Annotated in this window: 24 protein-coding genes; 11 read left to right on the forward strand and 13 right to left on the reverse strand. The window is 70.0% G+C overall.

What is annotated here, in order from left to right; translation table 11 throughout:
- Nucleotides 1-2 precede the first annotated feature (2 nt).
- From ACG04Q_RS10120 to ACG04Q_RS10135, 4 genes are all read left to right on the forward strand, one after another.
- On the forward strand, nucleotides 3-1,133 hold the full coding sequence (locus ACG04Q_RS10120; RefSeq protein WP_394510785.1) for an HD-GYP domain-containing protein: 1,131 nt from the start codon (nucleotides 3-5) through the stop codon (nucleotides 1,131-1,133).
- Between the two features lie 119 nt (nucleotides 1,134-1,252).
- Nucleotides 1,253-1,816 carry an alkyl hydroperoxide reductase subunit C gene (gene ahpC, locus ACG04Q_RS10125; protein ID WP_394510786.1) on the forward strand — a complete coding sequence of 188 codons (564 nt, stop codon included), beginning with the start codon at nucleotides 1,253-1,255 and terminating at the stop codon, nucleotides 1,814-1,816.
- Nucleotides 1,817-1,958: 142 nt separating this feature from the next.
- Entirely contained in the window at nucleotides 1,959-3,512 is a 1,554-nt protein-coding gene (gene ahpF, locus ACG04Q_RS10130) for an alkyl hydroperoxide reductase subunit F (protein ID WP_394510787.1), read from the forward strand.
- Nucleotides 3,513-3,569: 57 nt separating this feature from the next.
- A complete protein-coding gene (locus tag ACG04Q_RS10135; RefSeq protein ID WP_394510788.1) occupies nucleotides 3,570-4,625 on the forward strand; it encodes a hypothetical protein in 1,056 nt (351 codons plus the stop codon).
- 29 nt (nucleotides 4,626-4,654) lie between these two features.
- Here ACG04Q_RS10135 and ACG04Q_RS10140 read toward each other — a convergent pair whose 3' ends face one another.
- Nucleotides 4,655-4,897, reverse strand: a complete 243-nt coding sequence (locus ACG04Q_RS10140) for a glutaredoxin family protein (protein ID WP_394510789.1) — start codon at nucleotides 4,895-4,897, stop codon at nucleotides 4,655-4,657.
- Between the two features lie 11 nt (nucleotides 4,898-4,908).
- Entirely contained in the window at nucleotides 4,909-5,784 is an 876-nt protein-coding gene (rarD, locus tag ACG04Q_RS10145) for an EamA family transporter RarD (RefSeq protein WP_394510791.1), read from the reverse strand.
- An 86-nt stretch (nucleotides 5,785-5,870) separates the two neighbouring features.
- Here rarD and ACG04Q_RS10150 point away from each other — a divergent pair, with 86 nt between their 5' ends.
- Both ACG04Q_RS10150 and ACG04Q_RS10155 read left to right on the forward strand, forming a co-directional pair.
- On the forward strand, nucleotides 5,871-6,140 hold the full coding sequence (locus tag ACG04Q_RS10150; protein ID WP_394510792.1) for a MoaD/ThiS family protein: 270 nt from the start codon (nucleotides 5,871-5,873) through the stop codon (nucleotides 6,138-6,140).
- A 4-nt stretch (nucleotides 6,141-6,144) separates the two neighbouring features.
- Nucleotides 6,145-7,218: a WD40/YVTN/BNR-like repeat-containing protein gene (locus tag ACG04Q_RS10155; RefSeq protein WP_394510793.1), complete on the forward strand. Its 1,074-nt coding sequence runs from the start codon at nucleotides 6,145-6,147 to the stop codon at nucleotides 7,216-7,218.
- On the opposite strand, the gene ACG04Q_RS10160 is transcribed toward ACG04Q_RS10155, so the two are convergent.
- Entirely contained in the window at nucleotides 7,205-8,074 is an 870-nt protein-coding gene (locus ACG04Q_RS10160; protein WP_394510794.1) for an ADP-polyphosphate phosphotransferase, read from the reverse strand. The genes ACG04Q_RS10155 and ACG04Q_RS10160 overlap by 14 nt on opposite strands.
- 99 nt (nucleotides 8,075-8,173) lie before the next feature.
- Here ACG04Q_RS10160 and ACG04Q_RS10165 point away from each other — a divergent pair, with 99 nt between their 5' ends.
- Both ACG04Q_RS10165 and ACG04Q_RS10170 read left to right on the forward strand, forming a co-directional pair.
- Nucleotides 8,174-10,114, forward strand: a complete 1,941-nt coding sequence (locus ACG04Q_RS10165; protein WP_394510795.1) for a CocE/NonD family hydrolase — start codon at nucleotides 8,174-8,176, stop codon at nucleotides 10,112-10,114.
- A 42-nt stretch (nucleotides 10,115-10,156) separates the two neighbouring features.
- Complete coding sequence (locus ACG04Q_RS10170; RefSeq protein WP_394510796.1) at nucleotides 10,157-10,954, forward strand: substrate-binding periplasmic protein; 798 nt, start codon at nucleotides 10,157-10,159, stop codon at nucleotides 10,952-10,954.
- On the opposite strand, the gene ACG04Q_RS10175 is transcribed toward ACG04Q_RS10170, so the two are convergent.
- The 7 genes from ACG04Q_RS10175 to ACG04Q_RS10205 all read right to left on the reverse strand — a co-directional run bounded on the left by ACG04Q_RS10175 (nucleotide 10,839) and on the right by ACG04Q_RS10205 (nucleotide 18,552).
- A complete protein-coding gene (locus tag ACG04Q_RS10175) occupies nucleotides 10,839-11,582 on the reverse strand; it encodes a pseudouridine synthase (RefSeq protein ID WP_394510797.1) in 744 nt (247 codons plus the stop codon). The genes ACG04Q_RS10170 and ACG04Q_RS10175 overlap by 116 nt on opposite strands.
- Complete coding sequence (locus tag ACG04Q_RS10180; RefSeq protein ID WP_394510798.1) at nucleotides 11,579-11,992, reverse strand: YchJ family protein; 414 nt, start codon at nucleotides 11,990-11,992, stop codon at nucleotides 11,579-11,581. Before ACG04Q_RS10180 ends, ACG04Q_RS10175 begins: the two co-directional genes overlap by 4 nt.
- A gap of 25 nt (nucleotides 11,993-12,017) precedes the next feature.
- Nucleotides 12,018-13,649 (reverse strand): response regulator, encoded by a 1,632-nt coding sequence (locus tag ACG04Q_RS10185; protein WP_394510799.1) that lies wholly within the window; start codon nucleotides 13,647-13,649, stop codon nucleotides 12,018-12,020.
- A complete protein-coding gene (locus ACG04Q_RS10190) occupies nucleotides 13,646-14,332 on the reverse strand; it encodes a sensor histidine kinase (protein ID WP_394510800.1) in 687 nt (228 codons plus the stop codon). Before ACG04Q_RS10190 ends, ACG04Q_RS10185 begins: the two co-directional genes overlap by 4 nt.
- A 105-nt stretch (nucleotides 14,333-14,437) precedes the next feature.
- On the reverse strand, nucleotides 14,438-16,711 hold the full coding sequence (locus tag ACG04Q_RS10195; RefSeq protein ID WP_394510801.1) for a putative bifunctional diguanylate cyclase/phosphodiesterase: 2,274 nt from the start codon (nucleotides 16,709-16,711) through the stop codon (nucleotides 14,438-14,440).
- Between the two features lie 104 nt (nucleotides 16,712-16,815).
- Nucleotides 16,816-17,361, reverse strand: a complete 546-nt coding sequence (locus tag ACG04Q_RS10200) for a GNAT family N-acetyltransferase (protein WP_394510802.1) — start codon at nucleotides 17,359-17,361, stop codon at nucleotides 16,816-16,818.
- Between the two features lie 99 nt (nucleotides 17,362-17,460).
- On the reverse strand, nucleotides 17,461-18,552 hold the full coding sequence (locus ACG04Q_RS10205; protein WP_394510803.1) for an alpha/beta hydrolase: 1,092 nt from the start codon (nucleotides 18,550-18,552) through the stop codon (nucleotides 17,461-17,463).
- A gap of 140 nt (nucleotides 18,553-18,692) precedes the next feature.
- Between ACG04Q_RS10205 and ACG04Q_RS10210 the strand changes: the two genes are divergently transcribed.
- Nucleotides 18,693-18,959, forward strand: coding sequence for a hypothetical protein (locus ACG04Q_RS10210; protein WP_394510804.1), 267 nt, complete (start codon nucleotides 18,693-18,695; stop codon nucleotides 18,957-18,959).
- Nucleotides 18,960-18,974: 15 nt separating this feature from the next.
- On the opposite strand, the gene ACG04Q_RS10215 is transcribed toward ACG04Q_RS10210, so the two are convergent.
- Nucleotides 18,975-19,721, reverse strand: coding sequence for a DUF481 domain-containing protein (locus ACG04Q_RS10215; RefSeq protein WP_394510805.1), 747 nt, complete (start codon nucleotides 19,719-19,721; stop codon nucleotides 18,975-18,977).
- Between the two features lie 113 nt (nucleotides 19,722-19,834).
- Between ACG04Q_RS10215 and ACG04Q_RS10220 the strand changes: the two genes are divergently transcribed.
- Nucleotides 19,835-22,240 (forward strand): UvrD-helicase domain-containing protein, encoded by a 2,406-nt coding sequence (locus ACG04Q_RS10220; RefSeq protein ID WP_394510806.1) that lies wholly within the window; start codon nucleotides 19,835-19,837, stop codon nucleotides 22,238-22,240.
- Between the two features lie 10 nt (nucleotides 22,241-22,250).
- Nucleotides 22,251-22,661, forward strand: coding sequence for a PaaI family thioesterase (locus tag ACG04Q_RS10225; protein WP_394510807.1), 411 nt, complete (start codon nucleotides 22,251-22,253; stop codon nucleotides 22,659-22,661).
- A 150-nt stretch (nucleotides 22,662-22,811) separates the two neighbouring features.
- Here ACG04Q_RS10225 and bchE read toward each other — a convergent pair whose 3' ends face one another.
- Nucleotides 22,812-24,368, reverse strand: coding sequence for a magnesium-protoporphyrin IX monomethyl ester anaerobic oxidative cyclase (gene bchE / locus ACG04Q_RS10230; RefSeq protein WP_394510808.1), 1,557 nt, complete (start codon nucleotides 24,366-24,368; stop codon nucleotides 22,812-22,814).
- A gap of 201 nt (nucleotides 24,369-24,569) precedes the next feature.
- On the reverse strand, nucleotides 24,570-26,528 hold the full coding sequence (locus ACG04Q_RS10235; protein ID WP_394510809.1) for a PhoX family protein: 1,959 nt from the start codon (nucleotides 26,526-26,528) through the stop codon (nucleotides 24,570-24,572).
- Between the last annotated feature and the right edge of the window lie 71 nt (nucleotides 26,529-26,599).

The following is a 26,599-nucleotide window of genomic DNA, read 5'->3' on the forward strand; positions in this document are numbered from 1 at the left end:
ACATGAAACTCGTTCCCATTCAACAAGTTGGCGGCCAACTCAAGGCTGGGGCGCCGCTGCCGTTCGGTGTGCGCGACGCGGAAGGCAAGCTGCTGCTGGCCAAGGGCCAGATGGTGCCCAGCGAGCAGATGCGCGAGGCGCTGCTGAACCGGGGCGTGTTCGTCGACCTCGACGAGTTGAAGGACCCCTCGCGCCGGGGGAATGACGACGGCGCCGGCGGCGAGGACTTCTTCGCCCGCTGGGAGGCGCTGCAGACGCGCCTGTCCGTGCTGCTGCGCGCACCGCAGGAGCCGCTGTTCCTGCCGCGCGTCAAGGAATGCGCAGGCCAGCTCATTGCGTGGGCTGAGCGCTTTCCCGACCAGCTGCTGTTCGTCGTCATCCAGCACGACCACAGCCGCCACGAGGTCTACGGGCTGGTGCACCTGCTGCATGCGGCCGCCGTGGCTGCATTGCTGTCGCGCCGGCTGGGCTGGACGCCGGAGCGGCAGAAGAGCCTCGTCGGGGCCGCGCTGACGATGAACCTGTCCATCATCGACCTGCAGGGGCGCCTCGCCTCGCGCGGCGGCAAGCTGCTGCCACCGCAGCGCGCCGCCATCAACCGCCACCCCGATGAAGCCGTGGCCTGGCTGCGCAACGCCGGCCTGGACGATGCGGAATGGCTGGCCGCCGTGGCCCAGCACCACGAGCAGCCGGGCGGCGGCGGCTACCCGCAGAACCTGCCCGATCCTTGCGAGGCGGCGCAGCTGCTGCGGTTGGTGGACATCTTCCTGGCCAAGCTGGCCAGCCGCGGCGGCCGCGCGGGGCTGCCGGCGCCGCACGCGGCCAAGGCGCTCTATACCGGCAGCAACGGCCACGCCTTTGCGGCGCTGTTGGTCAAGGAGCTGGGGATGTTCCCGCCCGGCACCTTGGTTAAGCTGGCGAGCGGCGAGATCGCCGTTGCCGTGCGGCGCGGGAACTCGGGCAACACCCCCATCGTCAGCGCCGTCATGAACCGGCAGGGGGATGCGCTGGGGTCACCCGTTCGGCGCGACACGGCGTCCGCCGAACATGCGATCACGGGCCTGGCGGCGGCGCAGCAGCTGCGCGTCAAGCTCGCGCCGCAGCAGCTGTACGACCGCCGCTATGAAGCCTGAATCAATCGGCCCCGATAGGCCGAATCAATAACGGCGATTTGATAAATGTTTTCAACCGAAAACACAAAGTCTATATAGTTCTACCTATCCCATCCACCCCAGCCCCCACTGGAGCAACCATGTCCCTGATCAACACCCAAGTCCAACCCTTCAAGACCGAAGCCTTCCACAACGGCAAGTTCATCACCGTGTCCGACGAGTCCCTGAAGGGTAAGTGGTCCGTGCTGATCTTCATGCCGGCCGCGTTCACCTTCAACTGCCCGACGGAAGTCGAAGACGCCGCCGACAACTACGCCGAGTTCCAGAAGCTGGGCGCCGAGGTCTACATCGTCACGACCGACACGCACTTCTCGCACAAGGTGTGGCACGAGACCTCGCCGGCCGTCGGCAAGGCCAAGTTCCCGCTGGTGGGCGACCCGACCCACACGCTGACCAACGCGTTCGGCGTGCACATCCCGGAAGAAGGCCTGGCGCTGCGCGGCACCTTCATCATCAACCCGGAAGGCCAGATCAAGACGGCCGAAGTGCACTCCAACGAGATCGCCCGTGACGTGTCGGAAACGCTGCGCAAGCTGAAGGCGGCCCAGTACACCGCCGCCAACCCCGGCCAGGTCTGCCCGGCCAAGTGGAAGGAAGGCGCCAAGACCATCGCCCCGAGCCTGGACCTCGTCGGCAAGATCTAAATGCTGTTTGCAAGGAGCCCGGGAGGGCTCCTTCCCTCCGCAGAACCGTACAGGTTCTGCTGAAAGGGCCTCCAGCCGCTTCGGTGCGGGGACCCTTTCAGCAGTGGCCCGCCTCGCCACGCCTCACTGAAAGGACCTCACCATGTTGGACGCCGCACTGAAGACCCAGCTCCAGGGCTACCTGGATCACGTCAAGGTCCCCTTCGAGATCATCGCCACGCTGGACAACTCCGCGTCCAGCGACGAGATGCGCGAGCTGCTGGAAGAGATCGCCGGCATGAACGACAAGATCTCGTTCCGCGCCGACGGGGTCGACACCCGCACGCCGTCCTTTCTGCTGCGCCGCACGGGCACCGAGCAGTCGCTGCGCTTCGCGGCCATCCCGCTGGGCCATGAGTTCACGTCGCTGGTGCTGGCGCTGCTGTGGACCGGCGGCCACCCGCCCAAGGTCGAGCAGGCGCAGATCGACGCGGTCAAGGCGCTGGACGCCGATCTCGACTTCGAGATCTACATGAGCCTGACCTGCCACAACTGCCCGGACGTCGTGCAGGCGCTGTCACTGATGTCCATCGTCAACCCGCGCATCCGCACGACCGTCATCGACGGCGGCCTGTTCCAGTCGGAGGTGGAGGCGCGCGACATCATGGCCGTGCCGGCCGTGTGGCTGAACGGCCAGCCGTTCGCCTCGGGCCGCATGAGCCTGGAAGAGATCGTCGCCAAGCTCGACACCGGCGCGGCCGCCCGCGACGCCAAGAAGCTCGACGCCGAGGCGCCCTACGACATGCTCATCATCGGCGGCGGCCCCGCCGGCGCGGCAGCGGCCGTGTATGCGGCCCGCAAGGGCATCCGCACCGGCGTGGCAGCCGAGCGCTTCGGCGGCCAGGTCAACGACACGCTGGGCATCGAGAACTACATCTCCGTGTCCGTCACCGACGGGCCGAAGTTCGCCGCCGCGCTGGAAGGCCATGTCAAGGACTACAAGGTCGACATCCACAACCTGCAGCGCGCCGAGAAGCTCATCCCCGCGGCGACGCCGGGCGGCCTTGTCGAGGTGGAACTGGCCAATGGCGCCAAGCTCAAGGGCAAGACGGTCATCCTGTCCACCGGCGCGCGCTGGCGCAACGTCAACGTGCCCGGCGAGGCCGAGTACAAGAACAAGGGCGTGGCCTACTGCCCGCACTGCGACGGCCCGCTGTTCAAGGGCAAGCCGGTCGCGGTCATCGGCGGCGGCAACTCGGGCGTCGAGGCCGCCATCGACCTGGCCGGCATCGTCAAGCACGTGACGCTGATCGAGTTTGGCGCCGAGCTGCGCGCCGACGCGGTGCTGGTCAACAAGGCGAAGAGCCTGCCCAACGTGACCATCATCACCAACGCGCAGACGACCGAGTTCACCGGCGCCGGCGGCAAGCTCAACGGCCTGAACTACACCGACCGCGTGACCGGTGAGGCCAAGCGCGTGGAGGTGGACGGCTGCTTCGTGCAGATTGGCCTGGTGCCCAACACCGAGTGGCTGCGCGGCACCGTGGAGTTGAGCAAGCACGGCGAGATCATCGTGGACGCCAAGGGCGCGACCTCGGTGCCGGGCGTGTTCGCCGCCGGCGACGCGACGACGGTGCCGTTCAAGCAGATCATCATCGCGGCCGGCGACGGCGCGAAGGCGGCACTGGGCGCCTTCGACTTCCTGATGCGCAGCTGACGCGAAGCCCCGCCTACACTGCTCCCAGCGCCCGTCAGTGGCGCGCAGGGAGCGCCGATGAAGGAAGGGTTGTTGATCGCCCAGCTGGTGTTGTTTGTTGCCTTGCTGGTGATGCTGGTCTGGCTGGGGCTGCACCAGCGGCGCACGAAGAAGCGCCAGGACGCGCTGCTGAACGAGTTGCAGCCCAGCCTTGGCCAGCAGCGCTGGTTTCGCATCAATCTGGCCCGCCAGCCATTTTTCGCCCGTCGCCTGCGCGTGCTGGGCTTCGAGGCCAAGGGGCTGTTGATCGACGAGGGCCCGACCTTGCGTGCCGTGGCGGTGCGGTCCGACGGCGAGCGGCTGGAGTTGCGCGTAGCCAAGGCGCCGTCATCGATTCGATGGCAAGGCAATGCCGGCCTGCAATCTGCCAATCTGCACTGGCTGCAGATCGGCACGGGTGACGAGGCCGTCATGGTCAGCGCGGACACCGGCATGAACGCGGTCGCGTCGCGAGAGGCCACGGCCGACATGTTGCGCGCGCTGCTGCCGCAGCAGCCGCTCGACCCATCGGCGCTCGCCGATTTCGCGCTCGACAAACATCCCGCGACGCGGCTGGCGACGATGGTCTTCATCGTGCTGCTGCTGGGGTTGCTGGCCGACCTGGGGTTCACCGAGCACCAACTGCTGACGCCGGCATGGGCACTGACCGTGCTGGGCCTGGCCGTGGGGCTGGCGGGGCTGCTGCTCTATCCCGCGTTCATCCGGCGCAAGGTGCCGGGCCGCGAGTCGCTGCTGTTGACGATGTTCCTCAGCGTCGTGCTGGGCGGCTTGGCGCCGCGCGTGGCGTTGCGGCTGGACCAATGGCTGTCCGGTGGCTCAGTCGCCACGGCGTACCGGCTGGCACACGGTGCGGTGCTGCGGCCAGTGGAGCCCGGCCCGCCCGAGGTGCGGTTGAACGATGTGCGCGAGTACTGGGCCCAGTTCGAGCCCGGCTCCACGCACCAGCTCGACATCGTGCACGGCCCGTTGGGTCTCTGGCAGCTGGACCGCCGCCGCCTCAACGCGGCCACTTATGACTGGTACAGCCGCGAGGAAGGCCGAGCACCCAAAAGCGCATCGGCGCCTGAGCGCTGACTCCCAACGCCGGGAAGGCCCCGGCTGTTTTACAGCTTCAGCTGCGCAAACGCCGCCTGCAGGCCGGCGACGCCGCCGACGCGCTGGTCGTTGATGAAGACCTGCGGCATCTGGCGCACCGCAGGGCCGCATTTGGCGTAGAAGGCCAGGCGCTGCTCCTCGTCGTCGATCTTGACCTCCTCGAAGGGCAGGTTCTTGGCCTTCAGCAGGCTCTTGACGGTGTCGCACTGCGGGCAGGCGGACTTGGAATAGACGACGATGTTCAGTTGCATGGGTGCGGATTTTAAAGAGGCCGGACTTGCAGCGCCCGGCGGGTTTGCCAGAGCCCCTCGGCGCTGTAGACGGCCAGCGCGCTCCAGATGAAGCCGAATGCCACCAGCCGGGTGGCGTCCATCGGCTCCTTGAACAGGAACACCCCGAGCAGGAACTGCAGCGACGGCGACACGTACTGCACGATGCCCAGCGTCGCCAGCGGCAAGCGCCGCGCGCCGGCCGCGAACAGCAGCAGGCTGCCGGCCGTGACCGGCCCGGTGCCGATGAGCCAGGCCCAGTCCACCGCCGTCTGGCCGGCCATGCTGCCGTCCTGGCTCCACCAGATCAGCCCGGCCGTGGCCAGCGGCGCCAGGATCAGCGTTTCCAGCGTCAATCCCTCGATGGCGCCCAGCGCCGCCGTCTTGCGCATCAGCCCGTACAGGCCGAAGCTGACCGCCAGCACCAGCGCCACCCAGGGCAGCCGGCCACCGGCCACGGTCAGCCAGACGACGCCGAAGGCCGCCAGCCCCACCGCCAGCCACTGCATCGGCCGGGGCCGCTCGTGTAGCACGGCGAAGCCCAGCGCTACGTTGACCAGCGGGTTGATGAAGTAGCCCAGGCTCGCGTCGATGACGTGGCCGTTGCCGACCGCCCACACATAGGTCAGCCAGTTGATGGCGATCAGCGCGGCCGAGACCGCGAAGCGCCGCCACGTCGCCGCACTCACGTCGCGCAGCCAGGCCAGGTGGCGGGTCACCAGCAGCACGACCGTGACAAACACCAGCGACCACAGCGTGCGGTGCGCGACGATCTGCAGCGCGGGAATGGCGGCGATCTGCCGGAAGTAGAGCGGGAACAGCCCCCAGCTCAGGTAGGCGCCGAGGGCGAAGAGGATGCCGCGATTCATCGCCAGCATTGTGGATGCGGGTAATCCCCAGCGCTGTCGCGAGGGCATCGCCGTCGAATGCCCGGTCTCCCAATCGTCGTGTGGACATGGCCCGGATCGAATTCACCCCCCAGTTGCACCGGTTCGTCGACACCCCCGTCGTCGACACGCAGGCCACGGCGCTCCGTCAGGGCCTGGACGCCGCCTTCGCGATCAACCCGCGGCTGCGTGGCTACATCCTGGACGACCAGGGCCATCTGCGGCCCAACGTGGTCGTCTTCATCGACGGCCGGCGCGCGCGTGATCTGCGCGGGCTGACCGACCCGCTCGGGCCCGACAGCCGGGTTCACGTTCTGCAAGCACTCTCCGGAGGTTGAAACCATGACTCAAGACCGTGCCTGGGCCGCGACGCGCAAGGGCCTGTTCGAACTGCGCCGCCGCGGCGGCGCGTGGCAGGTGGAGCGCCTCAGCTTCATCGCCGACCCGGTCACGATGCTGTTGCCGCCCGACGACGCTGGCCACATGCTGGCCGGCCTCAACCTGGGCCACTTCGGCGCCAAGCTGCAGGCCAGCGATGATGCCGGGCAGACTTGGCGCGAGGTGGCTGCGCCGGCGTTCCCGCCGCAGCCCGAGGGCGCGGAGGGGCCCGCATGGAAGCTGGAGCAGGTGTTCTCGCTGGAGCGTTCGGGCGATGCCATCTGGTGCGGCACGGTGCCCGGCGGGCTGTTCGTCAGCCGCGACCGGGGCGAGAACTGGCAGTTGATTGATCCGCTGTGGCGCGACCCGAGGCGCGAGCAGTGGATGGGCGGCGGCAACCCCAACCCGGCGCTGCATTCCATCTGCCCGCATCCGACGCAGCCTGATGAGCTGCTCATCGGCGTGTCCTGCGGCGGCGCCTGGCGCACGACGGACGGCGGCCGCAGCTGGGGCCTGCGCGCCAAGGGCATGCGGGCCGACTTCATGCCGCCCGAGCTGGCCGGCGACGAAAATTCGCAGGACCCGCACCTCATCGCACGCTGCCGGGCCGCGCCCGACGTGCTCTGGTGCCAGCATCACTGCGGCATCTTCCGCAGCACCGACAACGGCGCGACCTGGCAGGAGCTGCAGGCGCAGCCCTCCAGCTTCGGCTTCGCCGTCGCCGCCCATCCGCACGACCCCGATACCGCGTGGTTCGCGCCGGCCGTCAAGGACGAGCGCCGCATCCCTGTCGATGCCGCGCTGTGCGTGACCCGCACGCGCGACGGCGGCAAGACCTTCGACGTGCTGCGCGCCGGGCTGCCGCAGCAGCACTGCTACGACCTCATCTACCGCCACGGCCTGGCGGTGGACGACAGCGGCGAGCAGTTGCTGATGGGCTCCACCACCGGCGGCCTGTGGGCCAGCGGCGATGGGGGCGACAGCTGGCAGACGGTGTCGGCCCACCTGCCACCCGTCTACGCGGTCAAGTTCGGCTGAGCTGCTCGCGGATGGCCTTCAACTCGGCGGCGCCGAGGCTGGGCTGGGGGTAGCTCATCTTCAGCGCGGCCAGCGTGTCGACGATGACCTGCGAGACCAGCAGCCGCGCATTGCGCTTGTCGTCGGCCGGCACCACGTACCAGGGCGCCTCGGCGCTGCTGGTGGCGCCCAGGCAGGCGCCGTAGGCCTTCATGTAGTCGCCCCAGTGCTCGCGCTCGGCGAGATCGGCGGCCGTGAACTTCCAGTTCTTCGCCGGATCGTCCAGCCGGTCGAGAAAGCGCTGGCGCTGCTCGTCCTTGGACAGGTGCAGGAAGAACTTGACGATGCGGGTGCCGTTGCGGTGCAGGTGCTGCTCCATCCGGTTGATGGAGGCAAACCGGTCGTCCCACAGCTGAGGCGGCTTGGTGACGGACCCCGGCAGGTTCTGCGCCGCCAGGATCCGCGGATGCACGCGCACGATCAGCACCTCCTCGTAGTACGAGCGGTTGAAGATGCCGATGCGCCCGCGCTCGGGCAGGCACTGCGACGTGCGCCAAAGGAAGTCATGGTCCAGCTCCTGGGCACTGGGGTGCTTGAAGCTGAAGACCTGGCAGCCCTGCGGGTTCACGCCCGACATCACGTGCTTGATGACGCCGTCCTTGCCTGCGGCATCCATGGCCTGGAACACCAGCAGCAGCGCGTAGCGGTTGTGGGCATAGAGCAGATCCTGCAGGGCGCTCAGGCGCTGCACCTGTCGCGCGAGCTGGCGCTCGTAGTCCGCCTCGTCGCGGTACAACGGGTCTGTGCGTGTCGGCCAGTGCTTGAGCTTGACCTTCTGGCCGGGGGCGACCCGGCAGGCGTTGGCAGCGTGGGGCATTCAGGGTGTGCGGCGGGTGTCGGGCTGCCAGCGTAGCGCCGCCGCATCGTCGGGTGGTGTCAGACTCGACCCCCTCGTGGTCTTCCTCCTGTTCCGCTCATGTCGCTGCGTGCCTCTCTGCTGATGTTGTCGTTGGGCCTGACCGGCGCCGTGGCGCTTGCCGGCAATGAAGACAAGCCGCCGGCCTACGAGCCGCGCGAGCACTACACCAAGTACGAATACCGCGTGCCGGTGCGCGACGGCCGCAAGCTGTTCACCGCCGTCTATGTGCCCAAGGACCAGAGCCGGCGCCACCCCTTCCTGATGGTGCGCACGCCCTACGGCTGCGGCCCCTACGGAGTGGACCGGGACAACGTGCGGCGCCTGGCGCCCAGCGAGGACTTCCTGAAGGCCGGCTACATCTTCGTCTGCCAGGACGTGCGCGGGCGCAACCAGTCCGAGGGCGAGTTCATCGAGATGACGCCGCACAAGTCCGTGAAGAAGACGCCCGCCGACGTCGACGAGAGCAGCGACACGCACGACAGCGTGCAGTGGCTGCTGGAACGAATACCCGGCCACAACGGCCGCGTCGGGCTGTGGGGCATCTCCTACCCGGGCTTCTACACGGCGGCGTCCATCATCGACTCCCACCCCGCCATCAGGGCGGCGTCGCCGCAGGCGCCCATCGCCGACCTCTTCATGGGCGACGACAGCTATCACGGCGGCGCCTTCATGCTGGCGGCCAACTTCGGCTTCTACACGGGCTTCAAGCCGCAGCAGACGCCGGTGCTGCCGCCCCGGCAATGGCCGCAGTTTGACTGGGGCACGCTGGACGGCTACGAGTTCTTTCTGCAGCACGGCAACCTGGACGCACTGGCCGCACGGCTCGCGAAGGACGGCGGCGCCAACCCCTACTTCGACACACAGCTCGCGCACGACAGTTACGACACCTACTGGCAGCAGCGCGCCATCACGCCCCACCTGAAGAACATCCGCGCCGCGGTGTTGACCGTGGGCGGCTGGTTCGACGCCGAGGACCTGGCCGGCCCGCTGGCCATCCACCGCGCCATCGCCAGGCAGAGCCCGGCGACGGACAACCGCCTCGTCATGGGGCCGTGGGTGCATGGCGGCTGGGTCGGCGCGCCAGGACGGCAGCTGGGCCGCGTGCAGTTCCATCAGCCCACGACCGAGCAGTTCCAGAAGGACGTTCTGCTGCCGTTCTTCGAGCAGCATCTGCGGGCCGATGGTGAAGTGAAGGCGCCCAAGGTGCCCGTCGCCAAGGCCACCGTCTTCGAGACCGGCACCAACGTCTGGCGCCGCTACGACGCCTGGCCGCCGAAGGAGGCGCAGCCGCGCACGCTGTACTTTGCAGCGGGCGGCCGGCTCAGCTTCACGCCGCCCGCGGCCGCGCAGCCCGAGTTCGACAGCTGGGTCAGCGACCCCAACAAGCCCGTGCCCTTCGTCGGCCACACGACGCTGGGCGTGCCGCAGGACTACATGGTGGGCGACCAGCGCTTCGCCGCCACGCGGCCCGATGTGCTGACCTTCCGCAGCGACGTGCTGGAGGAGGACATCGTCATTGCCGGCCCCATCGTCGCGCGCCTGTTCGCGTCCACGTCGGGCACCGATGCCGACTGGGTCGTCAAGCTCATCGACGTCTACCCGCCCGAACTGGAGGAAGAGGCGGCGAAGAAGCGCAAATCCCGCACCGAGGACGTCGAGCCCGCCGATTCGCCGCTGGGCGGCACCCAGCAGCTGGTGCGCGGCGACCCGCTGCGCGGCCGCTTCCGCAAGAGCTTCGAGACGCCCGAGGCCATGGTGCCGGGCCAGGTGGAAGAGCTGCGCGTGGCGCTGCAGGACGTGAACCACAGCTTCCGCCGCGGCCACCGCATCATGGTGCAGCTGCAGAGCAGCTGGTTCCCGCTCATCGACCGCAACCCGCAGACCTTCGTGCCCATCCGCAGTGCCAGGCCCGAGGACTTCCGGCCCGCCACGCAGAAGCTCTACCGCTGGCAGGGCCAGGCGTCGGGGTTGGAGGTGAAGGTGCTCGGACCGCGCTGATCCGGTCTATCCTCGGACGCCTGCCCGCTGGAAGCGTCCGCGATGCGAAGACGACTGCTGACCACGCTGCTGATGTGCATGCCGCTGCTGGCCGTGGCGGACTGCGCGCGGCCCTGGCGCGTGCCGTTCGAGGACTGGCGGCCCTATGCCTATCTCGACGCTGCCGGGCAGCCTGCCGGGCTGGAGGTGGAGATGCTGGCGGCCGTGGCGCGCGAGCAGGGCTGCAGCGTGGAGTACGTGCGCCATGTGTCGCGCAACCGCCGCCTGCACATGCTGGCCAGCGGCGAGCTGGACCTGCTCGTGGCCGCTTCCTATGACGGCCCCAACACGCCGTCGCTGGCCTGGTACACCAGCGCCTACCGCCACGAGGAGTTCGCCGCCTTCATGCGCGCGGATGCCGCCCGGGCCCGGCCAGCGCCGCAGACGCTGGCCCACGCGCTGGATGACGGCCTGCGCCTGCTGGCCCACCGCGGCCCGTACGTCGTGCCGCTGGTGGCCGAGTTCGAGCGGCGCGCGCGGCTGACGGGCTTCGAGGACTACGCCAAGGGCGTGGAGCTGCTGTCGCTGGGCCGCGGAGACCTGCTGCTGGGCGACCGGCTGGCCGTGCTGTACGCCGCCGATGCGGCGGGCGTGCGGGTGGTGGAACTGGCGCTGCCGGTACGCCGCGACGTCGTCGCCTACAAGCTCGGACGCAAGCGCTTCGATGCGGCCGGGCTGGCCCGCTTCAACGAGGCGCTCCAGAGGCTGGAGGCGCGGGGAGAGCTGCAGCGCATCCGCAGCCGCTGGCTGGGGCCGGCGGCCAGCTCACCTCGGCCTGCAGCGTCAGCGGCGCGCCGCTGACCGGGTGCGCGAACTGCAGCCGCTGCGCGTGCAGCCACAGCCGGTTCACGCCCAGGTGGGCGGCCACCGCGCGGTTCAGCGGCCCCTTGCCATGCGTGGCATCGCCCAGGATGGGGTGGGCCAGGTGCTTCAGGTGGCGGCGGATCTGGTGGCGCCGGCCCTGCAGCGGCTCGGCCTCCAGCAGCGCGACGCGCGTCGTCGGGAAGCGCGGGTGGGTGGCGATGGGCCAGTCCAGCCGCTGCAGCACGCGCCAGCGCGTCTGCGCGTCCAGCAGCGGCTGGCCGGCCGACGGCAGCTCCGGGTCGCGCGCCAGCGGGTGGTCGACAACGCCTTCGTCCGCCGCCGGCCAGCCGCGCACCAGGGCCAGGTAGCGCTTGTGCATGCGCCCGCCCTCGAACATCGCGCCCAGCGCCGACGCGACCTCGGCCGACAGCGCGAACAGCAGCACGCCCGACGTGCCGCGGTCCAGCCGGTGCACGGGCCACACGGTGCGGCCCAGCTGGTCGCGCAGCAACTGCAGCGCGGCCTCGTCCTCGCCGGCGGCGAGCTGCGTGCGGTGCACCAGCAGGCCCGCCGGCTTGTCGATGGCGACGAGGTGCTCGTCCCCGTAAATCAGGGTCAGGGTCAATTTCTCAGATCGCCGTCGAGGTCGCCATCCACGTAGAACCACTCGCCGTTCTCGCGCACGAAGCGGCTCACCTCGTGCAGCCGGTGCGCGCGGCCGCCCAGCTTGCTGCGGGCGACGAACTCGACGGTGCCGTGGTCGGCGTCCTGCAGCGCGCTGCGCTTCACGTCGAGTCCCAGCCACTTCAGGCCGGGCTCGGGCGCGCCCAGATCGTCGGGGCGGGTGCTGACGTGCCAGCTGGCGAGCAGGTAGGGCCGCCGGTCCAGCACGAAGGCGGCATAGCGCGAGCGCATCAGCGCCTCGGGCGTGGGCGCGGCCAGCCGGCCGCTGGCAGCGTGTTCGGCATGCCAGCGGCCGCAGCAGGCGGTGTAGGGCAGGGCGCTGCCGCAGGGGCAGGGGAGCGAGTGGGTCATAGGCGCCGCATGATGCCGGACGTCGTCACGGCGGGTCCTGCGTCCACCTCGCCAGCTGTTGCAGCAGCTCCGCCGCGCGCGGGTCGCGCGGGCGCAGCGCCTGGGCCGTCGTGACGCTTTGCAGCACCTCGGCCTCCAGCGCGGCGGAGCGGCCGTGGCGTTCCAGCACCGTCATGGCCACGGCGGCGAAGTTCAGCAGCACGCGGGCGTTGCGCGGCATGGAGATCTTGGCGCTGCGCAGGCTCTCCAGCGCGGCCTGCGGGTCGCCATCGGCCATCAGCTGCATGCCGTCCTTCATCGCATGCGTGGCCTCGCGGCGCGCGGCTGCGGCCAGTTCGCCGCCGCTGGTGCCCTGACCCAGCCGGTCGAAGGCGCGCTGCGAGCGCTGCAGCAGGCGCTCGTCGTCGTAGTTGTTGCGGGCGACGTGCTGCAGCAGCCGCGTTGCCTCGCCGCCCTGCTGGGCCTCGATGAGCGTCTCGGCGATGCGCAAGGCGATGTCGGCCGCGTGGTCGGACGTCGCGTCGGCGCTCTGGCCCACCAGCTCGGCGGCGAGCCGGGCGGCGGCGGCCTTGTCGCCCAGCGCCTGCAGCGCGCGCACGGTCTCGGCCTTGGCCAGCAGCTGGGCGTCGGGGCCGTCGTAGCGCTGGGTCATCGTGGCGAGCAGCTTCTGCGCCTCGCCGGGCGCGCCGGCCTCGGTGTGCATCCTGGCCATGCCGAGGAAGGGCTCCAGGCTTTCGACGGCGCTGTGCTCGGTGAGCTTGATGGCGCGCGAGAAGGCCTTGGCCGCCACGTCGTGCTGCCCTTGCGCCAGCGCCGCCACGCCCAGGGCCGATTGGCGATGCGCCGCATTGGGCGACAGGTGGACGGCGCGCTCCAGCACCGCCACCTGCTGCCGGCCCTCGCCCTGCTCGTGCAGCACGCTGGCCAGCTCGTCGTAGGCCTCCAGGTATTGCGGATGGTCGCGCACGGTGTCCTGCAGCAGCGTGCGGGCGCCGGCGAGGTCGCCGCCGTGCATGCGCACCTGGGCCAGGCCCAGCTTGGCCCAGGCGATGGGGCCGCGCTGCAGCACGCTCTCGTAGACGGCCTGCGCGCGTGGCCAGTCGTCCAGCTTCTGGTGCAGCTGCGCCTTGAGGCGCAGCACCTCCGCCAGGCTCCGGGTGCCGGCGGCGATCTGTTCGTCGCACAGTTGCAGCGCGCGCGGCCAGTCCTGCGCCTTCATCGCGACGGCGATGCCGGCCAGCGCCGCCTTGCGTTCGATGAGCTTGAGCAGCCGCGCCTGCAGCAGGTTCTCGGTGATGGGCTTGAGCAGGTAGTCGTCGGGCGCGTCCTCGGCGGCGGCCGAGACCATGGCGCTGGTCTTCTCGGCGGTGATCATCAGCCACACCGACGCCGGCCCCACCCAGCCCTTGAGCCGGGCTTCCTCCAGCAGCTGCTGGCCGTTCTTGCCGGGGCCCAGGTTGTAGTCGCACATGACGACGCCGTAGGGCTTGGCGGCGAGCATGGCGGTGGCCTCGCGGCCGTCCTTGGCGGTGTCCACGCGGTGCGCGCCGCAGCGCAGCAGCTGGCCCTTGAGCACGCTGCGCATGGCCTCGAAGTCTTCCACCAGCAGCACGTCGCTGGCGCGCAGCAGGGCCTCGGGCGAGGTGTCGGGCTTCATGGCAGCTGGACGATGAAGCGGCTGCCGCCCAGCTCGCCGCCGTTGGCCAGGCGCGTGCTGCCGGTGGCGTCGCCGTGGCGGTGCAGGCGGGCGGCCAGGCGCGCGAAGTACAGGCCCAGGCCGGTGCTGCCGGTGCGGGTGTCGATGCCCTGGCGCGACGGGAAGCCCTGTTCCAGCATGAAGTCGGGGAAGCCGCGGCCGTCGTCCGCCACCTCGATCTCCAGCCGGCCGTCGCTGGCGCGCAGCGTCAGCCGCACCGTGTGGGCGGCGTAGCGCACCGCGCTGAACAGCGCCTGGATGACGACGCTGCCGATGAGGTCGTGGTCGAACACCCAGTCGTGCAGCTCGGGCGGGGCGTCGCATTGCAGGTCCAGCCCCTTGAGCCGGGCCAGCGGCGCCACGCGGCCCAGCATCTCGGCGGCAAACTCGTCCAGCGCCACGTGCGCGGGCTCGAAGGGGTACATGCCCTCCTCGATCTTGAACAGCGCCATCAGCTGCACGAGGTTGCCGTTGACGCGCTGCGTCTCGTACAGCGCCTGCGCGGTGGACTGTGCGGCCGCGGAGGGCGGGCCGGCGTCCGTGACGGCCATGCGGGCCAGCGCGTCCTCCAGGTAGGCCGCGATGACGCTGACCGAGTTCTTCATGTCGTGGGCCGCGGCCGCCACGAAGGTGGAGTTGTCCATCGCTCGCCTGTTGTTCCGGCAGATGCCGCGATGCTGGCACATCCGGTGCGGATGGCCGGCCGCGGGTGGCGTGGACGACTTTACAGGGCGCGTCGGCCCGGGCGTTCAGCGCCGGCCCTGCGGGAAGGCCTGCACCAGGCCGTCCAGCGGCAGCGGCCGGCCCAGCAGCCAGCCCTGGCCGAAGCGGCAACCGCAGGCGCTCAGCTCGGCCAGCTGGGCTTCGCTCTCGATGCCTTCGGCGATGACCTCCAGCTGCAGGTGGTGGCCCAGGTCGACGATGGTGCGGGCGATGGCGCGGTCGCGCTCGCCGCTGGGCAGGTCGCGTACGAAGCTGCGGTCGATCTTCAGCGAACTGATGGGCAGGCTCTTGAGCATGGCCAGCGACGAGTGGCCCATGCCGAAGTCGTCCAGCGAGATCTCGAAGCCGATGTCGCGCAGCTGGTGCATGACGCGCTTCACCTGCTCGGGCTGGCGCATCAACATGCTCTCGGTCAGCTCCAGCACCACCTGCGACGGCGGCACGGCGAGTCGCTCGGACATGGCGCGCAGCATTTCGGGCAGCGCGCTGCTGGTGAACTCCGACGCGGCCATGTTGACGTGGATCTTCAACCCGGCGAGCGCGCCGCCCTGCAGCGATGCGAGGTCGCGCAGCGCCTGGCCCAGCACCCAGCGGCCGATGTCGATGATGAGGTCGCTCTGCTCGGCGATGGGGATGAAGACGTCGGGCGGCACGACGCTGCCGTCGGGCTTGCGCCAGCGGATCAGCGCCTCCACGCCGTGCAGCGCACCGCTGCCGATGTCCACGATGGGCTGGTAGGCCAGCCGCAGCTGGCCGCCCACCAGCGCCTCGTGCAGCTCGGTCTCGATGGCCAGGTGGCGGGCCAGCTTGGCGCGCTGCTCGGCCAGCGTGTCGGGGCTGCTGGTGGAGAACACGTTGCAGCCGTTGCGGCCGTTCTGCTTGACGCGGTACATGGCCGCGTCGGCGCTGCGCAGCAGCTCGGGGCCGGTCAGGCCGTTCTCGGGGAAGCGGCTGACGCCGACGCTGGCCGACACGTTCAGCGCCACGTTCTCGTAGACGAAGGGGCGGCTGGCGGCGGCCAGCACGCCGTCCACCAGCGCGGCCAGCGCCTCGTCGTCGCCGCTGTCGGGCAGCAGCACGGCGAACTCGTCGCCGCCCAGCCGCCCCACGCGCGCCGGCGGCGGCGCCAGCACCTGCAGCCGGCGCGCGAAGCCCTGCAGCACGGCGTTGCCGGCCTCGTGGCCGAAGGCGTCGTTGATGGGCTTGAAGCGGTCCAGGTCGATGAACATCAGCGCGAAGCGCCCGCCCTGGCGCTGGCTGAGCGCGCAGTGGCGGTTCAGCTGCGCGTAGAAGTAGCCGCGGTTGTCCAGCTCGGTCATCTCGTCCACCTGCGCCAGGCGGCGGATGACGGCCTCGGTCTCCAGCCGTTGCGCGGTCTGTGCGATCAGCGCGCCGATGGTGGTGGACACCTTGGGCAGCTGCGCGTCGGGCTGGCGGGCCAGACTGCTGTAGAACTCCAGCACGCCCGGGCGGTGCTGTTCGCCGTCGTCGGACGCATAGGTGACCGGGAACACATAGCCCGACCACAGCCCGCACATCTGCGCGCTGCCGCGGCGCAGGAAGCGCGCGTCGGTGCTCATGTCCTCCACCCATTCGGCCTGGCCGGTGGCCCACACGCGGCCCACCAGCCCCTCGCCGGGTGACATGCCCAGCCCCGCGCTGACGGCGCTGAACTGCTCCAGGTCGCGGTCCGGCGGGTGCCAGAAGTGCCGGCAGCGCAGCTGGCCGCTGCCGCCGTCGGCGTCGTCCTCCATGCGCCAGTAGGCACCCCACTCCCAGCCGAGGTTGCGGCAGATGAGCTGGATGACGTTGGCGATGGCGTCCGGCAACGTGTGCGTGCCGACGAGGTACTCCGTCAGCGCGTAGCCCAGGCGCTCGCGCACGGCGGCGTGGGTCAGGTCGGTGACGTCCTGCAACAGGCCGTGGCGCCAGCGCGGGCGGGCCGGGTCGGGCGGCAGCGGCGTCACGCGCAGCCAGCGCATGCCGCGCGCCAGGCCGATGACGCGGATGTCCAGCGGGCGCGTGGCCGGCGCGCCGGTCCACAGCCGCCGCAGCTCGGGGAGGTCGTCCTCGACGACATGGCCGAAGCAGGCGTAGAGGCTGTCGGCCGCCTCGCCGGGCATCTCCAGGTACTCGGCGGCCACGGGCGACAGCAGGCTGTGGCCGGTCAGCGGGTCGTACCACCACTGGCCGAAGCCGGCGGCGCGCTCCAGCGCCTGCAGGCCCGCCGGCAGGGCCGGCCGCGGCGGTTCCTCCGGGAGGGCATGGGGTGGTGCGCGGTATCCCTGCGGGCTGGTCATGGGGCGGGACTGCGCAAGTCGCATGCCAGCGTTTCGCCCGCTCCACGGCCCGGGAATCCTGGGAATGGGGCGCGGCGCACAAGCCTGGTGCGCCACGGGACGGGCTAGCGCAGCGCCAGCTCCCAGGTCTCGTTGACGACGTCGATGCCGAAGCCGTGGCCCGGCGCGCTGTGCACGAGCCGGTAACCCTCGGCGGCGTAGATGGCCCGTGCCGAGGTCAGCCCGCTCTGTGTCCACAGCACGATGCGCTCGTAGCCGGCCTGGCGGGCGAAGTCGCTGCACTGGCGCACCAGCCGCTTGCCCAGGCCCAGGCCGCGGGCGTGGGGCTCCAGCAGCAGCAGGCGCAGCTTGGCGACACCGGGGCGGGGTGCGTCGGTGGCCTCGTCGCGGGCCTGCACCAGCATCACGCTGCCCAGCCGCTCGGCGCCGCGAGCGGCGATCCAGCAGGCCTCGCGGCCGGGCTGGAAGCGGTCGACGAAGTCGGCGCAAATGCGCGCCACCAGCGCCTCGAAGCGCTGGTCCAGCCCGAGTTCGGCGGCATAGGTGGCGCCGTGCCGCTCGACGATCCAGCCCAGATCGCCCGGCTGCGGCGCGCGCAGCTCAAGCGGGGCCGCGGCGTCGGGGTCCGGCCGTGCCGGGATGCGGATCATGGCGCCAGCCCGCCGAGGTGGCGGGTGCGCAAGCGCTGGAAGGCGCCGCCGGCCGGCGCATCGCTGGTGTGTTGCATGGCCGCCATCATGCGGCCAACGTCACGTCTCGGCGCTCATGAAGTATTGGCCGTTGTTCAGCAGCGGCGTGCGGTTGGCGACCGCGCCGGGCGCCGTGCCGGTCAGCGTCGCGGCGATGTCCTGGATGACCTGCGGGATGTAGAGGTAGGCGCTGTGCAGCACGGTGCCGGCCGGGTAGACGGAGGGCGACAGCTGTCCCACGTAGACCTGGTTGACCACCGCCGAGCAGTCGACGCTGGCCATGTTGGATGCCTGCGGCCCCTGGTCGTAGCTGGGCCCGGCCAGGCCCAGCCGGCCGAAGAAGGCGGGGTTGTGATACGCCCCGGTGTCCATCGACAGCGGGAAGCTCAGCTCGGTGGAGAACGCGCCTTCGGACAGCGCCAGCGTGTTGTCGTTGCTGCTGTAGTAGACCGTTACGCGCGAGGACTGGGCTGCGATGGCGGCCGCGCTGCCCGTCAGGCCGCTGGCGGGCGTCTGGAGCGCGCCGTTGTTGATGTCGGCGGCCAGCATGATGGTTTCGGTGATGCCGGCACCGCTGTTGGCGGCCAGGCCGTTCATCAGCAGGTAGTTGCCCTCGGAATGGCAGACGACGTTGAGCTGCAGGCCGGGCACCTGGGCCGCCAGCTGCTGCGTGAAGGCGATGAGGCTGCCGAAGCTGGCCAGGCTGCACATGACGTTGCCGCGCGCCGTGCCGCTCTGGGCCGGCTGGGGGAAGCTGTCGGCGTACTCGATGAGGTCCAGCTCGCCCATGCTGGGCCAGCTGAAGCCGATGACCAGGCCGTCGTAGCCGGCCATGCTGGCGAGGTTGGCGCCCAGCGTGGCGGTGTCGCGCACGGCGTAGCTCCAGGTGGTGTTCAGCCCGTGGATGAACAGCGTCAGGCTGGGCGTGGCCGAGCCCTGGTTCTGCAGCTCCGTGACGACGGCCTGGACGAACTTGGGCGGCGCGCTGGCCTGGGCGTCGGCGGTGAGCGACTGGTAGTCCTCGTAGTTCGGATCGTTGGCCTGGGCGGTGGCGACGTACCACCACAGCGTGTTGCCATCGAGCGGCGACTGCGGGTCGATGATCGCCGTGGGGTAGCGGCGGTTCGTGATCATGTAGCTGTAGGCGGGCATGGCGGAGGCTCCTGGGTGGGCGAGGCCGCGCAGCCGGGCCGGCCGCGTCCGCCTCCTCTGCTACAACGCGACCGTGGCGCCAGACCCGACAGGCGCGCGGCCGCCGGAGGCGGCCATCTCATTCATTTGGTGGAGGCGCCGTGGGCATCGTGGTGTATTGGCTGGACGGCGAGGGCGACGCGGCCCTGCCGGTGTGCGAGTGCTTTGGCAGCGGCGAGCTGACGCAGGCGCTGGCCTGCGCGGAGGCGCGGCGCCGGGCGGGGCACCGGCACGTCAGCATCTCGACGGAGCTGGACGGCAGCGTGGGCCGGCCCGGCGTGGCGGCCGTGGAGGGCGGCCTCACGCCCGACGGCGAGGCCTACGAGTGGAGCAAGGCGGGGCGGGCCGGCAAGGTGCGCCGGCGCTGATCTGGCATTGGGGCGTCAGAACTTGTAGCCGAAGCCCACGGTCAGCAGGTTGTCGGTCTTCTTGGTGCCCACGGGCACGCGGTCGGCGTAGCGGCTGGCCAGGCCGACGTTGAGCGTCCAGCCGCCGCTGATCGTCGTGGCCAGGCCGGCGTCGAAGGTGGCGCGGTCGCCCAGCTCGCCGCCGTCCGGGTAGTAGACGAAGCGCTGCTTCAGCGTCGTGGTCTCGCTGAGCTTGTGGCTGGACTCCTCCCCCAGCAGCACCTGCACGCCGTTGGCCGTGTTGCCGTCGGTGAAGTGGGTGGCGGTGTAACCCAGACCGCCGAAGACGTCCCAGCTGTGGGTGTCGTTCTTCACGAGGTGGTAGCCCACGCCGCCGGTCAGGTTGTAGCGGTCGCGAACGCCGCCGGCCTTGTTGGTCTCGCCCTCGGCGGCGCCGAAGGAGAACCACTGCGGGCCCAGGTTGAAGTCGTAGCGGCCGCCCAGGCGCAGCAGGTTGGCCGTGGTGCTGGTGACGCCGCCCACCTTGTTGCGGCCGTAGTTGGCCACGCCGTAGAGGCTGATCTTGTCGTCGGCCGTCGCGGCGCTGGCGTCGGCATTGGCGGCCAGCGTGCGGCTGCTGCTGTTGCCGCTGGCAAAGGCGCCGGCCAGGCTGAGGCCGCCGTGCCAGCGGCCGTCCGGGGTGTCCTGGGCTAGCACGGCCGGCGTGGCGAACGAGAGGGCGAGGGCGGCGAGCGCGGGGCGCGTGAGGCGAAGGCGAGGCATCGGAAAGCAGGCAGGGAAAACCGGCAGTATCGCCAGCCGCATCGCCAGCCGCAGAACGACGCCCACCGGGCGCTCCGGCGGGTCCGCCCGGGGTCGTTCCCTAGAATGCCGGCATGACTTCCTTCCCTGTCGGCCAGGCGGCCGGCGCCGCTTCCAGCCCCCTCCTCAAGAACCTCAACCCCGAGCAGCTGGCCGCCGTCACCGCGGCACCCGAGCCGGCGCTGATCCTGGCCGGGGCGGGCTCCGGCAAGACCCGCGTGCTGACGACGCGCATTGCCTGGCTGCTGCAGACCGGCCAGGTGAGCCCCGGCGGCGTGATGGCCGTGACCTTCACGAACAAGGCCGCCAAGGAGATGCTGACGCGCCTGTCCACGATGCTGCCGTTCAACGTGCGCGGCATGTGGATAGGCACCTTCCACGGGCTGTGCAACCGCTTCCTGCGCGCGCACTGGAAGCTGGCCCACCTGCCGCAGGCCTTCCAGATCCTGGACGCCAGCGACACGACGTCGGCCGTCAAGCGCGTCATCAAGGCGATGAAGCTGGACGAGGAGCGGTTTGTGCCGAAGCAGGTCGGCTGGTTCATCGCCGGCTGCAAGGAAGACGGCCTGCGCCCCGGCGACGTGGAGGTGCGCGATGACCAGACGAAGAAGCTCGTCGAGATCTACGCCAACTACGAGGACCAGTGCCAGCGCGAAGGCGTCGTCGACTTCGCCGAGCTGATGCTGCGCAGCTACGAGCTGCTGCGCGACAACCCGGCCGTGCGCGAGCACTACCAGAACCGCTTCCGCCACATCCTCGTCGACGAGTTCCAGGACACCAACAAGCTGCAGTACGCGTGGCTGAAGATGTTCGCCCCGCCGCCCGGTCGGGCGGCGGATTCCGATGGCTCGGGGCGGGGCACCGGCCAGAGCCTGCTGGCCGTGGGCGACGACGACCAGAGCATCTACGCCTTCCGCGGCGCGCGCGTGGGCAACATGATCGACTTCGAGCGCGAGTACCGCGTCAAGAAAGTCATCAAGCTGGAGCAGAACTACCGCAGCTTCGGCCACATCCTGGACGCCGCCAACGAGCTGATCAGCCGCAACAGCCAGCGCCTGGGCAAGACGCTGCGCACCGACGCCGGCCAGGGCGACCCCATCCGCGTGCAGGAGGCGCCGAGCGACTTTGCCGAGGCGCAGTGGCTGATCGAGGAGGTGCAGCAGCTGCACCGCGGCGGGCTGGACCGCAAGGAAATCGCGGTGCTGTACCGCAGCAACGCGCAGTCGCGCGTCATCGAGTCGGCGCTGTTCAACTCGGGCATCCCGTACCGCGTGTACGGCGGCCTGCGCTTCTTCGAGCGCGCCGAGGTGAAGCATGCGCTGGCCTATCTGCGGCTGCTGGAGAACCCGAACGACGACACCAGCTTCCTGCGCGTCGTGAACTTCCCGACGCGCGGCATCGGCGCCAAGACGCTGGAGAACCTGCAGGACGCCGCCAAGGCCACGGGCCGCAGCCTCTACCAGAGCGTGGGCGCCATTGCCGGCAAGGGCGGCGCCAACCTGCTGGCCTTCACCAACCTCATCGACTCCACGCGCAACCTCACGCAGGGCATGACGCTGCGCGAGATCATCGAGCAGGTGCTGGAGACCTCCGGCTTGCTGGACTTCTACCGCACCGACAAGGACGGCGCCGAGCGGCTGGAGAACCTGGACGAACTCATCAACGCCGCCGAGGCCTTCGTCATGCAGGAGGGCTTCGGCAAGAACGCCGTGGGCCTGCCCGTGGACGAGGTGGCGCCCGGCCTGCAGACCGCCGGCACGCCCGGCGCGGTGCCCGATGCCGAGACCGGCGAGATCATGTCGCCGCTGGTGGCCTTTCTCACCCACGCTTCGCTGGAAGCCGGCGACAACCAGGCGCAGGCCGGCCAGGACGCCGTGCAGCTGATGACCGTGCATTCGGCCAAGGGCCTGGAGTTCGACGCGGTGTTCATCACGGGGCTGGAAGAAGGCTTGTTCCCGCACGAGAACGCGATGTCCGACCACGACGGGCTGGAGGAAGAGCGCCGCCTCATGTATGTGGCCATCACGCGGGCGCGCAAGAAGCTCTCTTTGAGCTTCTGCCAGACGCGCATGCTGCATGGGCAGACGCGTTATCACATCAAGAGCCGCTTCTTCGACGAGCTGCCGGAGGAAGCGCTGAAGTGGCTGACGCCGCGCAACCAGGGCTTCGGCTCCGGCTTTGCGCGGGAGTACCAGAACGCCTGGGACCGCGGCTCGGGCCTGAAGGGCATGGTGGGCGCAGGCAACGTCGCCAAGCCGGCCTGGGTGGAGCCGCCGGTGCCGGCCAGCATGAAGCCCAAGGTGTCCGAGGAGCATGGTGGGCTGCGCGTCGGCAAGGGCGTGTTCCACACCAAGTTCGGCGAAGGCGTGCTGCTGACGCTGGAAGGCGCGGGCGCCGATGCGCGGGCGCAGGTCAACTTCGGCCGGCACGGCACCAAGTGGCTGGCGCTGTCGGTCGCCAAGCTGACCCCCATCGACTGAAGGAGCCCGCATGCCGACGCTGCAAGAGTTGAACGACTTCCTGCGTGCCGAGTTCCCGCAGAGCCGCTGCACGCTGGAGGAGCTGGACGAGGACGGCAGCGTCGTCGTGGCGCACCCCGTGGGCGAGGCGGAACTGCGGCCGGGCGGCACGGTGTCGGGCCCGGTCATGATGACGCTGGCCGACGTGGCGCTCTACATCGCCATCCTGGCGCGAATCGGCATCGTGCCGCTGGCGGTGACGACGAACCTCTCCATCAACTTCCTGCGCAAGCCGCGGGCGGACCGGCGCGTCGTCGCGCGCTGCCGGCTGCTCAAGCTGGGCAAGGCGCTGGCGGTGGGAGAGGTTGCGATCTACTCCGAGGGCGAGGACGAGCCGGTGGCGCATGCCACGGGCACGTACTCGATTCCGCGGGGCCGCTGACCACCCTGACGGCATAGCGGCCGGCATTCAGCACGCGCAGCACGCCGCGCCGGGCGCGCGTGGCCAGGTCGGCGCTGGCGTAGGGCCCCAGCAGCTGCACGGGCAGCAGCCCGCGGCGGTCTGCAACCTCCAGCCAGTGCGTGGCGGCGCTCATGCGGCCTTCAGCGGGATGGTGCGCCGCGCGGGCGCGGCCTTGGACAGCGCGTACTCGCGGTCTTCCAGCGACGGGCCGAGGAACTCCTGCAGCGTCGGCCCGCGGCGCTGCAAATTGGTCATGGTCTTGGTCGTGAAGATGAACTCGGCCACCTCGCGCAGCCACACGCGCCGGCCCATCTCCGAGTACCAGCGCATGGACTGGCGCTGCACCGGGTCCGGGTGCAGCAGCAGCCGGTACAGCGCGCGGGGCCGCAGCTGCAGGATCAGCTCCATGGACTTGAACCACAGGAACAGCCGCCACGGCGGCATGTGGCGCGTGGCCAGCACCTGGTGCTTGTAGTCCCAGCGGCGGGTGTCGAGCTGGATGACCGGGCGGTGCGCGGCGGTCTTGTAGAACGGCGTCCAGCGATGCGGCGTCACGTACAGCAGCTGGATCTGGTCGGGGTCGTAGCGCAGCAGGTGGCGCAGCGAGCGCCACAGGTCGCGGTCGCGTTCCTCCTCGAAACCGACGACGTAGGTGGCCATCGACAGGATGCCGTGGCGGCGCAGCAGCTGGATGGCCTGCTGGTCCTCGTGCATGCTGCCTCCCTTGCGGATGTGGGCGAGCGTGCTCTCGCTGTACGACTCGATGCCCAGCAGGAAGCGGATGACGCCCGCGCGGCGGTAGAGGTGCAGGATGTCGGCGTCGCGCACGATGTCGCCGGCGCGGGTGGAGCCCACCAGCAGAACCGGCACGTTCTCTTCGATCAGCGCCTCCAGGAAGGCGCGCCACAGCTTGCGCGAGCCGGTGGGCAGCTCGTCGGCGAAGTTGATCAGCTCCACGCCGTGCTCGCGGTGCAGGCGGGCGATCTCCCGCGCCAGCTTGACCGGGTCACGGTGCCGCCACTGCGTCCAGAACCCGCGCTGGCCGCAGTAGTTGCACAGGTAGGGGCAGCCGCGCGAGAACTGCACGACCACCGCGCGCTTGCCGCCCCAGTAGGTGTAGCGGGCGTGGTCGATCAGCTCCCAGCCGACGCGGTAGTCGTCCAGGCAGCGGAGCATCGCGGCAGCGGGCGTGTCGACGACCTCGGCCGTGCCGTCGGGCCGCGTCGCGCGGAAGGCCACGCCGCGCAGCGCGCGCAGGTCGCGCTGCTCCCGCAGGGCCTGCATCAGGTCCACCGCGGTCTGCTCGCCCTCGCCGCGCACGATGACGTCGATGCCGGGGCAGCCGGCCAGGATCTCGTCCCAGTGGTAGGTCGGGTGCACGCCGCCGTAGACGGTGATGACCTGCGGCAGCCGCTGCTTGAGCGCGTCGCACAGCGTCACCACGGTGGCGTGGGCCGAGCTGGAGCCGGAGTGGCCCAGCATCACCACGTCCGGCTGGCGGCGCGCGGTGTCGTCGACGATCTGCGCCAGCGGCAGGTTGCCCAGGTCCGCATCGAGCAGTTCCACGTTGAAGCCGGCGTCCAGCAGCGGCCCGCCGATGCAGAGCAGCCCCAGCGGCGGCAGGTGGTCATCGGGGATGCGGCTGCCGATGGCGGTGTGCGGCGGGTTGATCAGGAGGACCTTCATGCGAGCCTGGTTGCGACTCGGCCCCGCACGCGAGGGGCGCGGGCTGCCGGTGGCGGTGCGGGCAGTGTGCGCAGCCTCGGTGAGGTACGTATGAGGTCAGTGTGAAGTCGGCAGGCTGGCGGCGCCGCCATGGAAAAAGGGGCTGCGATGGCAGCCCCTTCGTGCGTCAGCGCCTGCTTGGCGCCCGGCGTGCCGTGGGGGTCACGCCTTCATCAGCCGCATGCCGGTGGCTGCGCCCGTCAGGTAGCCCACCTGGGCGCCGAAGCGGTCCTTGTAGTTGGCGCGCACCAGCGGATCCAGCGTGGCCTTCACGACGTTGTGCAGCGGCACGCCCCAGTCGCCCGGGTGCTGGAAGTTGCTGGTGATGTAGGTCCAGCCGTTCAGGTCGTCCACCACGCCCAGGCCCGTCGCCTCGGCGCCCGACGGCATGGAGGCGATGCGGCTCAGCGTCTTGGTGTCGACGTTGTAGGCCCACAGGAAGTTGTTGACGTGATAGCTGCTGTCCTCGCCGATGAACAGAGTGCGCATGCGCTCGGAGAACTTCAGGTTGTCCGGCGCGCCGATCTTGTCGGGGTTGGCGAGGTTGCCCAGAGCATCGGCGGCGGCGAGGTCTTCGCCGATCAGCAGCGTCTTCGTCAGCGACGGCACCCATTCGCTGTCGATGGCGGTGCCGGTGCTGTCCTTCTGGCCGGCACTCAGCGTGTGGGCCAGCACGCCGCCGGCGTTCAGCTTCTTCTCGATGGTGATGTTGTAGTCCGGGTTCCAGGCCGCGTCGCCGCGCACCATGGAGTCCTGCATGTTCTGCAGCGCGGAGTAGGCGATCTTGTCGCGCGCATTGACGGTGGTGCCTTCCATCTTCGTGAAGGCCATCGAGCCGCCCTTGAGCGCGGCGTAGCGGTGCGTCTCCAGGAAGGCGGCGGCCTTCTCCATGCCGGGCTTCACGCGCACCCACTGCACCTTCTTGCTGAACCAGATCTTGGTGTAGGTCGCATCGCCCGGGTCGGTGCTGGACACGTCCATGATGTCCGTGGGCTTGAGCGTGTCGGCCAGCGTCTTGATCTCGGCGCTGGTGGCCGAGCCGAGCTTGATCCACGTGATGGCGGCGCCCGCGGCGGCTGGGTCCAGCGAAAAGCCGGTGCCGAACCTGGCGACGTACAGCGAGCCCGACGACAGGTCCTTGGCCTTGTCGGCCACGAACATGAAGAAGCCGCCGTTGGTCGCGTCGTCGCCCATGATGGCGGTGCGCTGGTCGGGCATGACCTGGATCAGCTCGTGCGAGATGCGGCCCAGGCAGTAGTGCTTCTTGATGGTGCCGGTGCCGTCGGGGTTGACGGTCACTTCGGGCAGGTGGCCGTAGTGGTAGGGGTTGGCCTTGGTCTCGTCGCCGAACAGGTTCTTGCTGTAGGCCTTGAACTGGGCGCTGGTCGACGCGGTGAAGGCATCGGGCTCGTATTCCTCGCTGGACAGGTGCGTGTCCCACGGCGACAGGCTGGAGCCGCAGGTGATCCACAGGCCCATCGCGGGCGCGGTGTCCACGTTGTGGTACTTCACGAGCGACAGCTTGCCGGTGGCGGGGTCCTGGTCCAGCGTCAGCACGGCGATGGGGGAGGGCAGGCGGCCGTACATGTCGGTCTTGCCGTCCTGTGCCCAGGTCGTGTACTCGAACTGCACGACGGCGAACACGGCGTTGCCCTTCACGCCGGTGACGCTGGCGTTGGGCAGCTTCAGCAGCGAGGTGCCGTCCGGCGAGTCGCTGAAGAACTGGCGCTCCTTGCCGGCGACCGTGGTGTCGATGATGGGCTTGCCGGCGAAGTCGACATAGCCGCCCGCAAGGACGGTGCCGCCCTTGCCGTCCGGCACGAGGTCGCCGGTGGTGAAGAAGGGCTGGTAGGCCAGCGCGTAGTCCTGCGTGCTGTTGTCGGTGTACTTGACGCTGAGTGTCGAGGCCACGAGCGTCTTGGCCATGTCGGCCGGCGTGGCCAGCGACGGGGCGGCCATGCCGGTGAAGCTGGCGCCGGTCATGCTGGGCGTGGGGCCGCTGGTGCCGCCGCCGCAGGCGGTCAGCAGGCTGCCCATGGCCGAGCCGCCGAGCGGCAGCATGAGCGGGGCGCCCAGGAACTTCAGGGCTTGGCGGCGTTGGAGAGCGTTGGGTCGGGACATGAAAGCGGCAGACTGCGCAGCTGTGGAAAGCGCCGCAATCTAGGCTTTTTGCATGTCGATATCGTTAAAAG

The sequence above is a fragment of the Pelomonas lactea genome, from assembly GCF_043555885.1.
In the GTDB taxonomy this organism is placed as follows: Bacteria; Pseudomonadota; Gammaproteobacteria; order Burkholderiales; family Burkholderiaceae_C; genus Pelomonas; species Pelomonas lactea.

What these genes read in the sequence shown, in the direction of transcription:
- ACG04Q_RS10185 (WP_394510799.1), bottom strand. Translation starts at nt 13,649, where the DNA reads ATGAAGCCCGACACCTCGCCCGAGGCCCTGCTGCGCGCCAGCGACGTG.
- ACG04Q_RS10200 (WP_394510802.1), bottom strand. Translation starts at nt 17,361, where the DNA reads ATGATCCGCATCCCGGCACGGCCGGACCCCGACGCCGCGGCCCCGCTT.
- ACG04Q_RS10120 (WP_394510785.1), top strand. Translation starts at nt 3, where the DNA reads ATGAAACTCGTTCCCATTCAACAAGTTGGCGGCCAACTCAAGGCTGGG.
- ahpC (WP_394510786.1), top strand. Translation starts at nt 1,253, where the DNA reads ATGTCCCTGATCAACACCCAAGTCCAACCCTTCAAGACCGAAGCCTTC.
- ACG04Q_RS10140 (WP_394510789.1), bottom strand. Translation starts at nt 4,897, where the DNA reads ATGCAACTGAACATCGTCGTCTATTCCAAGTCCGCCTGCCCGCAGTGC.
- ACG04Q_RS10170 (WP_394510796.1), top strand. Translation starts at nt 10,157, where the DNA reads ATGCGAAGACGACTGCTGACCACGCTGCTGATGTGCATGCCGCTGCTG.
- ACG04Q_RS10160 (WP_394510794.1), bottom strand. Translation starts at nt 8,074, where the DNA reads ATGCCCCACGCTGCCAACGCCTGCCGGGTCGCCCCCGGCCAGAAGGTC.
- rarD (WP_394510791.1), bottom strand. Translation starts at nt 5,784, where the DNA reads ATGAATCGCGGCATCCTCTTCGCCCTCGGCGCCTACCTGAGCTGGGGG.
- ACG04Q_RS10220 (WP_394510806.1), top strand. Translation starts at nt 19,835, where the DNA reads ATGACTTCCTTCCCTGTCGGCCAGGCGGCCGGCGCCGCTTCCAGCCCC.
- ACG04Q_RS10205 (WP_394510803.1), bottom strand. Translation starts at nt 18,552, where the DNA reads ATGCCCGCCTACAGCTACATGATCACGAACCGCCGCTACCCCACGGCG.
- ACG04Q_RS10190 (WP_394510800.1), bottom strand. Translation starts at nt 14,332, where the DNA reads ATGGACAACTCCACCTTCGTGGCGGCCGCGGCCCACGACATGAAGAAC.
- ACG04Q_RS10180 (WP_394510798.1), bottom strand. Translation starts at nt 11,992, where the DNA reads ATGACCCACTCGCTCCCCTGCCCCTGCGGCAGCGCCCTGCCCTACACC.
- bchE (WP_394510808.1), bottom strand. Translation starts at nt 24,368, where the DNA reads ATGAAGGTCCTCCTGATCAACCCGCCGCACACCGCCATCGGCAGCCGC.
- ahpF (WP_394510787.1), top strand. Translation starts at nt 1,959, where the DNA reads ATGTTGGACGCCGCACTGAAGACCCAGCTCCAGGGCTACCTGGATCAC.
- ACG04Q_RS10215 (WP_394510805.1), bottom strand. Translation starts at nt 19,721, where the DNA reads ATGCCTCGCCTTCGCCTCACGCGCCCCGCGCTCGCCGCCCTCGCCCTC.
- ACG04Q_RS10135 (WP_394510788.1), top strand. Translation starts at nt 3,570, where the DNA reads ATGAAGGAAGGGTTGTTGATCGCCCAGCTGGTGTTGTTTGTTGCCTTG.
- ACG04Q_RS10165 (WP_394510795.1), top strand. Translation starts at nt 8,174, where the DNA reads ATGTCGCTGCGTGCCTCTCTGCTGATGTTGTCGTTGGGCCTGACCGGC.
- ACG04Q_RS10150 (WP_394510792.1), top strand. Translation starts at nt 5,871, where the DNA reads ATGGCCCGGATCGAATTCACCCCCCAGTTGCACCGGTTCGTCGACACC.
- ACG04Q_RS10155 (WP_394510793.1), top strand. Translation starts at nt 6,145, where the DNA reads ATGACTCAAGACCGTGCCTGGGCCGCGACGCGCAAGGGCCTGTTCGAA.
- ACG04Q_RS10225 (WP_394510807.1), top strand. Translation starts at nt 22,251, where the DNA reads ATGCCGACGCTGCAAGAGTTGAACGACTTCCTGCGTGCCGAGTTCCCG.
- ACG04Q_RS10235 (WP_394510809.1), bottom strand. Translation starts at nt 26,528, where the DNA reads ATGTCCCGACCCAACGCTCTCCAACGCCGCCAAGCCCTGAAGTTCCTG.
- ACG04Q_RS10195 (WP_394510801.1), bottom strand. Translation starts at nt 16,711, where the DNA reads ATGACCAGCCCGCAGGGATACCGCGCACCACCCCATGCCCTCCCGGAG.